Origin of the sequence: Paracoccus sp. TOH (assembly GCF_030388245.1) — a bacterium.
GTDB lineage: Bacteria > Pseudomonadota > Alphaproteobacteria > Rhodobacterales > Rhodobacteraceae > Paracoccus > Paracoccus simplex.
Window position 1 is genome coordinate 2,113,639 of sequence record NZ_CP098360.1, and the last position, 11,196, is coordinate 2,124,834.

The window sequence follows — 11,196 nt, forward strand, 5'->3', positions numbered from 1 at the left end:
GTTGCGGCTCCATCGCGCGCGGCAGGGCGCAGATGCGCAGCTTCGCGTCGGCGGGACTTTGGGTGTTTCTGTGTGTCGGATTCTTGTCTTTGTTATCCTATACGCCTGAACCCGCGCGCCGGATCAGTCTGGCGTGAACAAACTCTGGCAAGGCCATAGGATGTGCCACCTCGGTGCATCTTCGCCTGTGACAACCACTGCGGCAAGGTGATCAGAACCAGCAGAACGCCGGCCACCAGGACCGACAGGGAAAGCGGCGCGCCGAACAGAAGAAGAAAGACCGTTGGTGCGAGATCAACAACCTGGCCCACTACTGTTGCGCCCACCACCGCCAGCCTGCGACAGGGCGACTGGAGGAATGGTCGCATGCCCGCCCTGTCAACATGCCTGTTACGGCCGTTGCCAGCACCATAGAACCGCTGATCGTCATGGTAGCAGCCGATCAGGGTTAGCCTGCCTTCCTGTTTTTGCAGTGCGCGAACAAATGGATCGAGAAAGTGTGGTCACTATCCTCGAGGGCGCGGCATCAGGCAGTGTCGAGCCCGAGGCGATCTGGCCGTCCAGCTGCAATCTGCCACCGAAAGTCCGCATATATGTTGATTTCATCGCCTCTCAACTGGCGATGGCACCTGCTGGAGAGTGATCAGAAGTGTTCCACAGACCTGCCATCTTGGCCGTGACTTCGCTGCGTAGCCAGTCGAATGTCGGCTTACGGGAATGCGGCCATGCAGCATCGGCAGGGGCCGACCGGCGGCTATGGGCCGAGTTTGTCTCCTCGCTAACCCTGCGCCCCACGTGTCCCCCCCTTTTACGCGCTTAGCCTTGCGTCGCGCATGTCGCGGCCGGGTGGGGTGCCGAAGAGGCGGGCGTAATCGCGGGTGAATTGCGGCACGCTTTCATAGCCGACCGCATGCGCAGCGTGGGCAATCGCGGCGCCTTGGGTCAGCATCAGGCGCCGCGCCTCGATCAGGCGCAGCTGCTTCTGGAACTGCAGTGGCGACAGCGTGGTGATGGCGCGGAAATGCTGATGGAAGGAGGATTCGCTCATCCTTGCCACCTCGGCCAGATCGGCGATGCGCAGGGCAGAGGCAAAATTCTGGCGGATCTGCGCCACGGCGCGGGCGATGCGATCAGCGTGGCTGTCTGCTGCGCCCAGCCCCCGGATCGCGGCTCCGTGGCGTCCGGTCAACATCCAGTAATGCAGCTCTCGCAGCAATCCCTCTGCCAGAACCGGCTGCGCGGCGGGACGGTCCAAGAGCCGCATCAGCCGCAGCGCCGCGTCGGTCACATCGGGATCGGCGGGCTGGATGCGGACCGGCGCTGTATCGACAGCGCCCAGATCAGCCTCGGCAGACAGGGCGCGCAGCACCGCCGCATCCAGTTCCAGCGCCAGCGCGTAATAGGGCGCGGCGGGGCTGGCCTCGGTGATCTGGCTGATCGTCGGCACATCGGCGGTAATCACCAAAGCCTCGCCCGCGCCATAGTCGAAACTGCTGGTGCCCATGGTCACCCGCTTGCGGCCTTGCAGGCAGATGGCGATCAGCGGTTTTTGCACCGCCACCTGCAACTCGCCGGGCTGCAACTGCCTTACCACACCCAGCCCCGGAAACGGCGTCGGCGCATAGCCGAAACGGTCGGCATAAAGATCCGCATGACGGCGGACATGATCGAGCAGGCTGTTCATAAGCTGATCCGACAGGTTTAGCTTGCTCTATCAGGCAAGAATCAGGGCTGAAACGCAAGCCAATCCGCCGGATTTCGCAGGAATGGGCAAGAACGCGCGAGGAACGGGCAACATCTGCCCTGCCCTTTGCCCCATCTTCCTGTCATCCGCTCAAGATAAGGAACATGATATGAGCAAGATCGCTTTGGTCACCGGCGCCAACCGTGGGCTTGGCCGCAATACGGCACTGTCCATCGCCCGTCGTGGTGGCGATGTCGTCGTCGCCTATCGCGGCAATGCCGAACAGGCGGGCGAGGTCGTGGCCGAGATCAACGCCCTGGGTCAAAAGGCCGTGGCGCTGCAACTTGATATGGCACAGTTCGAGGATTTCCCGCGCTTTGCCGAAGCCCTGCGCGCCAGTCTGCGCGATATCTGGGGCCGCGACAGCTTTGACCATCTGGTGAACAACGCCGGGCATGGCGAATTCACCCCCTTTGCCCTGACCACTCCGGCGGAGTTAGACGGGCTGTTCGACGTGCATGTCAAAGGCGTCTATTTCCTGACCCAGACCCTGCTGCCGCTGATCGCCGATGGCGGGCGGATCGTGAATTTCTCGACCGGGCTGACGCGGTTCTCGGCCGCCGGTTTTTCGGCCTATGCCGCCGCCAAGGGCGCGGTCGAGGTGCTGACCCGCTATCTGGCGCAGGAACTGGGCCCGCGCGGCATCACGGTGAACGCGGTGGCCCCCGGTGCCATTGAGACCGATTTCGGCGGTGGCGTGGTGCGCGACAACCCGGATATGAACGCAAGATATGCCGGGCTGACGGCACTGGGCCGCGTTGGCCTGCCCGACGATATCGGTCCGATGGTGGCCAGCCTGCTGTCCGACGACAACCGCTGGGTGACCGGCCAGCGGATCGAGGTCTCGGGCGGGCAGGCGATTTGATCCCTGGCGCATGTCAGGCTCGCGCGGGCAGGCTTGCCGGCCTGCCCTTTCGTGCCTTAGCCAGCCTTTTTCATCCCCAGCAGCTGCACGTCCAGAGCGCAGCTGTAGATGTGATGCATGGCATCGACACGGCCCGGGATCAGGGGGATATCCTCGCGGATCCAGTTCCACGGGTATTTCGCCAGCACTCGCTCAAACCGGTCTGATGCCGTCGCGGACCAGAATGCCGCCAGCCCGCCCGGGGTCAGCGCCCTTGCCACGACAGCGATACCTTGCGCCTGATACAGATCCTCGTTTCCGGGGCGGACGACAAAATCCGGGCCGTTGTCGGTGTCCAGCAGGATCAGGTCATACTGCCCCTGCGACGCGGCCAGATGATCGCGCACATCGCCGATCACCACCTTGCTGCGCGGATCGTCCAGCGGGCTTTGCGCCAGATGCGCCAGCGGGCCACGGTTCCACGCGACCACCTCGGGGATGATTTCGCAAACCGTGACCTGCGTATCCGGCGCGGCCAGATCCAGAGCCGCGCGCAGGCTGTAGCCCAGACCAAGCCCGCCGATCAGCACGCGTTTCGCCCGGAAATCCAGGCACCGCATCGTCCGCAGCGCCAGTTGGTCTTCGGATTGGTGGTTGAGGTTCGACATCAGCTCGATGCCGTTATAGCGGATTTCAAAGATATTGCCGCGCTGTCGCAGCATGATGTCATCGCCCGACGCGGTGCGCGCGCGGGCCAGAGTGTTCCACAATGTCATGTCAGTCCCACAGATATCGCGCCGCAGCCCAAGGGGCGCGGCAAAGGATCGGTGATGCGTCAGGGTTGCCGGTCGTCAGCGACCAGACAACCCGGGGACATTTCGGGCTCTGGTCCCGATCAGAAGGGGAAAGAGGGCTGATGGATTGAACACGTCGGCTCCTGCCAGATCACGCCGGAAAGGCCGCAAAATCAGCCAGCAGCCACTACTATGGCCCCGGTGATCGCGGCTTGCAAGGCGACGGGCAGTTAATAACCGGCGGGTCCTCAAGACGTCCTCACCGCATCGCGAGATATTCTGCGGAGACATATCCCGAGACCCCGGGCCGGTCGGCGAGCGCGACCTTGCACCAGAGCTTGCCGTTGGTCGTCACGCAGTTCTGGCGGATGAGGCGCGTGCCGTCGGGCAGGCCGATGATGATCTTGTGGTTGAGGCCGGGGCCTTCGCGCAGTTTCAGCAGGTCGTTTGGCCCGGCCCCCTTGACCACCGCGCCGGAACCGACCGTGCATCCGGCGGCGATCATGAGGACGAGAAGGGCGGCAAGATGAGTGCGCATGATCGGTCCTGATTGATTTTGGCATCGGTGGCAGCTTGGCCAAGCCCGGTCTTTGATGGCCGGACTACTTATCCGCAGATGGCGCGGTCAGGTCCAGTCATTGCATGAGGCGCTTTGGCGCACTCAGGTGTCAGATTTCTCTGAAGCATCCAGTCCGAGTTCAATCAACTGGCGGATTGCTTCGCTTTCAGACCCAATCCGCTTCTCGAAACGAAAGTCGGCGATCCGCTGAGCTTGCTCTTCGCTGAGGCCGATGAGCTTCTTGACGGGGTAGATAGATGGTTTGGACATAATTCGTCGTATAAAGCATAGTCGATACATTGACAATGCCACTTATAAGTTATATATCTTATATCAGGCCAAGGAGAGGCGGCAACCTCCCCCCGGCCCTAATCAGGTCAACCTTGTTGGAGATCGACCATGACTGTTTTTCAATCTATTCATTCTGCTGGCGTTCTGGAAGCCTTTGCCCCGGGTTTCACGCATACATCTGTGACGCGGCGCTTTGGGGTGATGCAGCGGGCGCTCGGGGCGTGGATCGAGGCCGAGCGGGATCTGGAGCATTCCGGCAGCTGGGATCCGGCCTGTGACCACTGGCTGCACGATGCCGAAGCCGCGCGGGCGGCGGTCGGGGCGGCACTAGATGCGCTGTGCGATACCCCTGCCGAACGGCTGGAGGACCGGCCGCTGTTGCGGATTGCGCGCATCACCCGGGCGTTGGCGCTCAGCGAGGATGGCGCGGAATTCGCGCAGCTTTATGCGCGTGTGGCGGCACCCGGGGCACTGCTGCGCTGCCCGGGACGGCATCTGCTGGCGCTGCGGGTCAACCTGATGCTGGCCGAGGCGCGACGCGCGCTGGCGCAGCTCGCCGCCCTGCCCGACCATGCGCTGGTGATCGACGGCAATTGCGTCGAGATTATGCCCGAGGATGTTCCTGCCGCCGATGCTGTTATGGCGATGGCTTCCGACGCGTATCCGCAAACGATGCAGGCCGCGCCCGGCGTGTAGCGCCCGACCTGCGGCATCCTGAACACGCGCGGCCCGGACAAGAGTTCGGCCCGCCAGGTTCTGCTCTGCACAGCAATGACGCGGCGGATTCTCCGCGCACTGCCTTGATGCGCACCGCGCCGCCACACTGCCACCCTTCCCAGGTTCCCCGCCCGGACGCGATCTCCGCAGTCCCGCGCCCCACGCACCCCGCCTCACGGGAGAATCCCTCATGCCCTCGCTCAACAACACGCCCGTCTTCCCCGGCCCAGTCCATGCGCATTGGCGCGAGATGGCGGCGGCCAAGGGCTTCGACCTCATCGCCCGCATCAACGACCGCTACCATCTGCAGCTGCGCTGCCGGACCTGCGGCGGCGGCGTCACCGCCAAACTGTTCACACTGATGCGCCACCAGCCGCTCTGCCCGCATTGCCTGGCCGCGCGGCGCCACGCTCTGGCTGCGGCGGCGGGCGTCACCTTCCTCGGCGCGGATCCGGATCGGCGCGGCTATTGCCGGTTCCGCGCACCCTGCGGCCATGTTCTGGCGCGCCAGTTCGAGCTGATCGAACGGGTCGCCAAGGGCCAGACGGGGCTGCGCTGCGAGACCTGCCATGCCGAACGCGAAGCCGCCGAGGCGCGGCGCTTTGGCTGGGAGCGGCTCGGTCATTGCCCCTCGGGGCGGCCAAACTACCGGCTTTATCGTCACATTTGCGGGCATGTGCAGCGGATTGCCCAGGCCAATATGCTCTGGGGCCAATGCGATTGCGCAGGATGCGGGCGGGGGTGGAACGCCAAACCGAGCTTTCTCTATCTGTTCCGCATCTTCCTGCCCGCGGGCGCTGACCGACCGGCGCGGCATTACCTGAAGCTCGGCTACAGCGCCCATCCGGTCAAACGCCACCGCCATCAGCTGGGCCTGCCGCGCGACGCGCAGGTCGAGGTGCTGCGCGTGCTGGCCATGGCGTCGGGTCATCTCGCCTGCACGGCGGAACAGGCCGCGCATCGCCGCCTGACCCGCGCCCACCCCGAGGCAGTCGTGCCCGCCACCGAACTCGCTGGCGCAATGAACGTCGTGCGAGAGATCTATCGCCCGATTCTGCGGCCAATCATCGAGGCCGAACTCGACCGCATCGCGGCAGAGGTAGACGCAGAGGCAGGCTGACACAAATCGCTCCCTTCAGATCATCCCTCCGCGCCGCCACCCTGCGGCGCGGCCCGTCCTCTCATGCTCTGGAATCGCCCATGACCCAACATCAGCCCGTCCCGCAATCCGCCCCGAAGAAAGCCGCTCGCCCCGCCACCCCGGGCTGGAGCTATCTCGCGCATAAGCTCCTGCAGCGGTTGCAGGATCACGAGGATCTGCCTGAATCCGACGCGGATGCCAGTGACGACGATCCCACCCGCATGCCAAATCCCACGCCCCCGGCGCTGACCAGCCGCACCCTGCTGACGGGCCTGCGCCTTGCCGCCAGCTTCGGCAGCCAGGCCGCCGTCAATGCCGCGATCACGCCCAACGCCATCACGCTGCTGCGCGGCGTCACCGCCGAAGACTGGCCCGCGCTGCACTACATCCTGCCCTGCCTTCTGCCCGCGATCTGGCAGATCCGCGAGCAAAAACCTCTGGACAGCTTTCCGACCCGGCGCCTGCCGCCGCGCTGCCTGCGCCTGATCCCCATCGGCAGCGGGGATCGCCCTGCCGATCTGACGCGGCTGCTGATGATCGGTCTCGACAGTGCGGCACCCCTGCTGATCGTGCTGGCCGGCGGCGCCCTGCCCGAGCCCCGGCTACAGGACCGCATGCAGGTGATCGACTTCGCGCCCGTCGACGCGCAGGTCCTGCAGGCGCTACTGGCCCGCACCCATCCGGCGGGTAAATCCCGGGATATCGCCGCGCTGCATATCGCCATGAACGGCTTTCATCCCGGCATGGCGGACCTGCTGATCGCCCTGCGTGGCGCCACGGTCGGCGATGTCGCCCGCAATCTCTCCGCCCTGCGCGCGGCGCAAAAGCTGGACCAGCCCAACCTCGACGCCATCACCGGCGACAGCCCGGCGCTGAGCGCCGCCCGCGCCATGGTCGCCGATCTGCAGCTCTGGCGCGCGGGCGAACTCGGTTGGAACGAGTTGACCCGGACGGTGCTCTTTCACGGCCCGCCCGGCACCGGCAAAAGCTGGCTCGCGCAGGCCATGGCACGATCTGCGGGCTTTGCCGCCGTCCCGGCCAGCTTCGGCGAATGGCAGGCGGCGGGTCATCTGGGCGATATGCTCAAGGCCATGCGCGAGAGTTTCGCCGAGGCCCGCCGCCGCGCTCCCGCCATGCTGATCCTCGATGAACTCGACGCCGTCGGCACCCGCACCGATCGCGGCCCGCATCAGAACTACCGCGTCATGGTGGTGAATGCGTTCCTCGCGCTGATGGACGGCATCGCGCGCGACGAGGGCGTGGTCGTGGTCGCGACCTGCAACCACCCCGAGCTGATCGACCCGGCGGTGCTGCGCCCGGGCCGTTTCGATCTGCGCCTCGCCGTGCCGCTGCCCGATGCCGCCGCGCTGGCGGGCGTGCTGCGCCGCCATGTCAGCCTGCCCGAATCCGAGATCCGCGCGCTGGCGCAACAGGCCGTCGGCCACAGCATGGCCGATCTCGACGCCGCGCTGCGCGACCAGCGCGGAGAGGCCCGCCGCGCCGGACGCAAGATCACAGCCGAGGACCTGCGCGCAGCTTTCGGCGCCGATGACGACCCCGCTATGACGCGGCGCATCGCCATCCACGAATGCGGCCACGCGCTGGTGACGGCCGCCCTCGGCCATGGCCAGATCCAGCACATCGCGCTGGACCGCGCCGGTGGCCAGACCCGCACCCGCCGCACCCCGCGCGCCGGCCTGATCGCCGATCACACCGACCTGATGGCCGAACTGATGGCCGGCCGCGCTGCCGAGCGGCTGGTCTTCGGCACGGTCAGCTCGGGCGCTGGAGGCCCCGAGGATTCCGATCTGGCGCTGGCAACGCGTATCGCACTCGCCATCGAGACCCGCTTCGGCCTTGGCGCCGAGGGCTCCCTCTGGCTCGGCGAGACCACCGATTGGTTGCACGACAAGGCCACCCGCGAACGCCTGCGCGCCCGCATTGAGGCGGCAGAGACTCAGGCGTTGGCGATCCTCACCCCGCATCGTGCCCTGCTGGAGGACATGGCCCAAACCCTCGCCACCAGCCGAGAACTCTCCGGCAATGACGTCGCAGAATGGCTTGATCAGGTCAGGACGAATGAGGGCGAAGCCGCAGCACCCGAGCCGGAAAGCGCGCCGTCGCCAGCCGATCCTCCATCCATCGGGATGCCGGACTGACGCAAACGGCTGAATCTGCCCCTGATCTGGCTTGCATCCGGCCAGCAGATCAGCCTGAAGCACGCCGAATGCGGGCGCGGGCGAGCATCGATAGAAGCCCAAAAGCCATATGGCCCCTGCTCCTTTCCACATCATCCCAACCGCGAGGCGCCCGATGCCCAAATCCCGGCCCCAAACCCCGCGCAAGATCTTCACCACCGCCCTCGTCGACTGGCAGCGCGCCTGGACAACCCACGCCCATCACGACCGCCGCGCCGCCAGCGCCGGGTTCGCCACCGCAACCGGCAAAGCCCACCTTGCCGTCATGACCACCATCGCCACCCGCATCACAGCCATCGAGAACCACATCGCCCGGAACCCGGCAAACAACCGCGCCGAGCTACAGATCAAGATCGCAATCCTCTCCCTCGACGGTCAGGTCAGGCCCGAGTTCCAGAAGACGGTGCTTGATGATGCCATGCGAATGGTCGCGGAGGCAGAGGCGTGAGGTCGATCCGCACGTTTCCCCGCTGCCCGTTCGCACAACCTTCAAGGAAAAATGCGGCACAAATTGCGGATTATCCCGGCAATCGACGCCAGTTCCGGCACCAACGACTGTTCCAGCTACTCTTTGGCTGCGCCGGTAACTGACACGGATCGAGATTGGCCCCAATAGGCAGGCTTTCATTTGACAGGGCTCATCTGCCCTGCCTGCCAATCTTGGATCATCTGAAGCCGGAGTTTTCGGCCCTGGTCACGGCGGTAGCCATAGCGCACACCAATCGCCGTCCGGCTTGGACCTATGGCGCCTCGACGGCTCACAATCGCAGATCTCCCGGATCCGCCGTTTCAGCTCTACCGGATCGGTGCGGCGGGATTTGTAGTGGTCGCTTGAGCAGTCGAACCTCAATGTTCATTCTGGACCTCTGCGCGCGCGTAAGCGTCATAGATGAACCTACCGCACCAATGCCATAGCTTGAAGAGAGGATGATGGTTTCCTGTTCTGTTGAACGGCGGCCGCTTGCGACCTTCAGTTGCCGGTGGATCCGACAGGAGAGACCTCCAAATCGGCACTATCGACCGTCGAACAACCCAGTTCACCACAATCCTCAGAAACTTCATCACGCACCCCGCCACCTGATTTTCCTTTACGTGAACCGCCAGCATCATCATCAAAGCCGATTCCATCGAACCATGAACTGGGCGGATGCATGAACCCGTCCAGGGCCCTGTTAGTTGCTTCAAACATGGGGCGCCCGGGGACGTGACATGCTTGACAGGGGATATTGCCAATGACGCGCCCATCAGGGAGAATCTTTCGCTGATACTCATCCAATACCGTGTCAGTCATCTTATCTGAGAGAATTTTTCCGGTGGCGCAGTCCGACATGATCCAGTCTGTGGGATCTTTAACCTCTAGAATACTCCGGATATCTTCGATCACGCCAAGCCTGCGACGATAGTTGTGCGATATCTCTGTGCGTGTATCTTCCGCCCAAACCGCCGCATCAAGCGCCGCCCCGATCGGCGGAATGAAAAAATCAAAGAAGAGTTTCTGGTTGGGGCTGATCCCGAAAGCTTGGAGTGGATCCGGTCCGAGTGTTTTTGGTGTGACAGCTTCCTGTAGAGCTGCAAATTCGGTGCTGAAGAACAAACGTTTCGTGCCGGTCACCAAAGCATCACCGAAGCGCATGAAGTTCATGGTGATAAAATGAGCCATCACTCCGGCAGTGATATAAGCGCCTGCTGCCGGTCCTGAAGGGCGTAACGGCAGTTCCCGAGTCAGCCGATCAATTTCCTTACGCATTTCGACAGACTCGGATACCAGGCATGCTTCGCCGCCAGGCCAGATAAAACGGTCTCCTATAGAGTGTTTTTGATTGGTTTGTGCAAGGCTCGGGGATGTCATTGACGCACACAGCAGGCCAAGACTCGCGATAAACCTAAAGATTCTGTCAAAAATCATCGCCCCCCCGACTCGCGTCTTTCGCCACAGGATACTAAATTTTTCGTATCGCGCCTTGCCTTCTGCGCCGCATGCTGTATGTTTTCTTAGCGGTCAGCGCAGGGTGCCTTTCGTCCGCCATGGCAAAGCTGCTGGCAGCGCTCGTAACCAAGATCCATGGCATCCCTGATCATGGATCCCTAATTCAGCAGCGGACGACGATATCCTGTGAACCACGCCGGGTTTGTCAGCAACTTTATTCAGGTTGCCTGAACCTCCTGAAGTTGTTGCGGTTCGCGACCATGCCGTTGAACAGTTTCCTGGCCGTCGCGGTCAAAGCGGCCTTCACCGATTTTCCTGCCTCCTGCAGCTTCCGCCGGAACGCCTTGAACTTTGCCGAGTGACGGGACGCATGCAAGGCCGCGAGATAGAGGGCGGTTCTGACGGTTGCCCTGCCGCCACTGATGACCCGTCTTCCGTTGCGCTGGCCGCTATCCCGGGCGATAGGCGCAATACCAGCGAGAGCTGCGATCTTTCGGCGATCAGTCGACCGGATCATCCGGGCCATCTCGAGCGACGATCGCCTGTCAGAGATGGCCATCGTCCTGCGTTCCATCCCGGGGATCGGCCCAGTTGCCAGCACAATGCTGATCGCCGTAATGCCCGAGATCGGCACCATCACCGGCGAAGAAGCTGCCGCACTCACGGGATTGGCCCCGGTTGCGCACGACAGTGGAACGCTTCGCGGAAAACGGGCCATCGCCGGAGGGCGCCGTGCCCTGAGGCACGTGATGTTCCAGGCGGCGCGGGTCGCAGCACATCACAACCCAAGCATGAGAACCTTCGCGGATCGCCTCCGCAAGGCCGGAAAACCGCACAAGGTTATCATTACCGCCGTCGCCAGAAAGCTGATCACCATCGCCAAGGCACTTTGCAAGAGCCGTCAGAAATGGGCAGCCCGGGCTCCATGAAAGATACAGTTGCTAGGGATGTCAAATGGATGAAGCTACTGCTCTACCGAAA

Annotated in this window: 12 protein-coding genes; 6 read left to right on the forward strand and 6 right to left on the reverse strand. The window is 63.6% G+C overall.

The genetic code is table 11. The annotated features are described in order from the left end of the window. Window positions 1-808 precede the first annotated feature (808 nt). Entirely contained in the window at window positions 809-1,684 is an 876-nt protein-coding gene (locus tag NBE95_RS10475) for an AraC family transcriptional regulator (protein WP_289893833.1), read from the reverse strand. A 169-nt stretch (window positions 1,685-1,853) separates the two neighbouring features. Here NBE95_RS10475 and NBE95_RS10480 point away from each other — a divergent pair, with 169 nt between their 5' ends. After that, window positions 1,854-2,609 (forward strand): SDR family oxidoreductase, encoded by a 756-nt coding sequence (locus tag NBE95_RS10480; protein WP_289893834.1) that lies wholly within the window; start codon window positions 1,854-1,856, stop codon window positions 2,607-2,609. Between the two features lie 56 nt (window positions 2,610-2,665). On the opposite strand, the gene NBE95_RS10485 is transcribed toward NBE95_RS10480, so the two are convergent. From NBE95_RS10485 to NBE95_RS10495, 3 genes are all read right to left on the reverse strand, one after another. Continuing rightward, a complete protein-coding gene (locus tag NBE95_RS10485) occupies window positions 2,666-3,364 on the reverse strand; it encodes a hypothetical protein (protein WP_289893835.1) in 699 nt (232 codons plus the stop codon). 277 nt (window positions 3,365-3,641) lie between these two features. Beyond that, window positions 3,642-3,920 (reverse strand): SH3 domain-containing protein, encoded by a 279-nt coding sequence (locus tag NBE95_RS10490; RefSeq protein WP_289893836.1) that lies wholly within the window; start codon window positions 3,918-3,920, stop codon window positions 3,642-3,644. 123 nt (window positions 3,921-4,043) lie between these two features. Further along, on the reverse strand, window positions 4,044-4,211 hold the full coding sequence (locus NBE95_RS10495; protein ID WP_289893837.1) for a hypothetical protein: 168 nt from the start codon (window positions 4,209-4,211) through the stop codon (window positions 4,044-4,046). 201 nt (window positions 4,212-4,412) lie between these two features. Here NBE95_RS10495 and NBE95_RS10500 point away from each other — a divergent pair, with 201 nt between their 5' ends. The 4 genes from NBE95_RS10500 (at window position 4,413) to NBE95_RS10515 (ending at window position 8,736) form a co-directional block, all read left to right on the forward strand. After that, window positions 4,413-4,928 (forward strand): hypothetical protein, encoded by a 516-nt coding sequence (locus NBE95_RS10500; protein ID WP_289893838.1) that lies wholly within the window; start codon window positions 4,413-4,415, stop codon window positions 4,926-4,928. Window positions 4,929-5,139: 211 nt separating this feature from the next. Then, a complete protein-coding gene (locus tag NBE95_RS10505; RefSeq protein WP_289893839.1) occupies window positions 5,140-6,069 on the forward strand; it encodes a hypothetical protein in 930 nt (309 codons plus the stop codon). A gap of 80 nt (window positions 6,070-6,149) precedes the next feature. Continuing rightward, entirely contained in the window at window positions 6,150-8,249 is a 2,100-nt protein-coding gene (locus NBE95_RS10510; RefSeq protein ID WP_289893840.1) for an AAA family ATPase, read from the forward strand. 154 nt (window positions 8,250-8,403) lie between these two features. Then, complete coding sequence (locus tag NBE95_RS10515; RefSeq protein ID WP_289893841.1) at window positions 8,404-8,736, forward strand: hypothetical protein; 333 nt, start codon at window positions 8,404-8,406, stop codon at window positions 8,734-8,736. 522 nt (window positions 8,737-9,258) lie between these two features. Here NBE95_RS10515 and NBE95_RS10520 read toward each other — a convergent pair. Beyond that, window positions 9,259-10,194: a hypothetical protein gene (locus NBE95_RS10520; protein WP_289893842.1), complete on the reverse strand. Its 936-nt coding sequence runs from the start codon at window positions 10,192-10,194 to the stop codon at window positions 9,259-9,261. Between the two features lie 235 nt (window positions 10,195-10,429). Further along, entirely contained in the window at window positions 10,430-10,774 is a 345-nt protein-coding gene (locus NBE95_RS10525; RefSeq protein WP_289893843.1) for a transposase, read from the reverse strand. Here NBE95_RS10525 and NBE95_RS10530 point away from each other — a divergent pair. Further along, window positions 10,767-11,144, forward strand: a complete 378-nt coding sequence (locus NBE95_RS10530) for a transposase (RefSeq protein ID WP_289893844.1) — start codon at window positions 10,767-10,769, stop codon at window positions 11,142-11,144. The two genes, NBE95_RS10525 and NBE95_RS10530, sit on opposite strands and share 8 nt — an antisense overlap. Window positions 11,145-11,196 lie beyond the last annotated feature (52 nt).

Bases quoted from the DNA above. Each gene is read 5' to 3' on its own strand.
- NBE95_RS10530 (WP_289893844.1), top strand. From the start codon at position 10,767: ATGGCCATCGTCCTGCGTTCCATCCCGGGGATCGGCCCAGTTGCCAGC.
- NBE95_RS10520 (WP_289893842.1), bottom strand. From the start codon at position 10,194: ATGATTTTTGACAGAATCTTTAGGTTTATCGCGAGTCTTGGCCTGCTG.
- NBE95_RS10495 (WP_289893837.1), bottom strand. From the start codon at position 4,211: ATGTCCAAACCATCTATCTACCCCGTCAAGAAGCTCATCGGCCTCAGC.
- NBE95_RS10505 (WP_289893839.1), top strand. From the start codon at position 5,140: ATGCCCTCGCTCAACAACACGCCCGTCTTCCCCGGCCCAGTCCATGCG.
- NBE95_RS10490 (WP_289893836.1), bottom strand. From the start codon at position 3,920: ATGCGCACTCATCTTGCCGCCCTTCTCGTCCTCATGATCGCCGCCGGA.
- NBE95_RS10525 (WP_289893843.1), bottom strand. From the start codon at position 10,774: ATGGCCATCTCTGACAGGCGATCGTCGCTCGAGATGGCCCGGATGATC.
- NBE95_RS10485 (WP_289893835.1), bottom strand. From the start codon at position 3,364: ATGACATTGTGGAACACTCTGGCCCGCGCGCGCACCGCGTCGGGCGAT.
- NBE95_RS10510 (WP_289893840.1), top strand. From the start codon at position 6,150: ATGACCCAACATCAGCCCGTCCCGCAATCCGCCCCGAAGAAAGCCGCT.
- NBE95_RS10475 (WP_289893833.1), bottom strand. From the start codon at position 1,684: ATGAACAGCCTGCTCGATCATGTCCGCCGTCATGCGGATCTTTATGCC.
- NBE95_RS10515 (WP_289893841.1), top strand. From the start codon at position 8,404: ATGCCCAAATCCCGGCCCCAAACCCCGCGCAAGATCTTCACCACCGCC.
- NBE95_RS10480 (WP_289893834.1), top strand. From the start codon at position 1,854: ATGAGCAAGATCGCTTTGGTCACCGGCGCCAACCGTGGGCTTGGCCGC.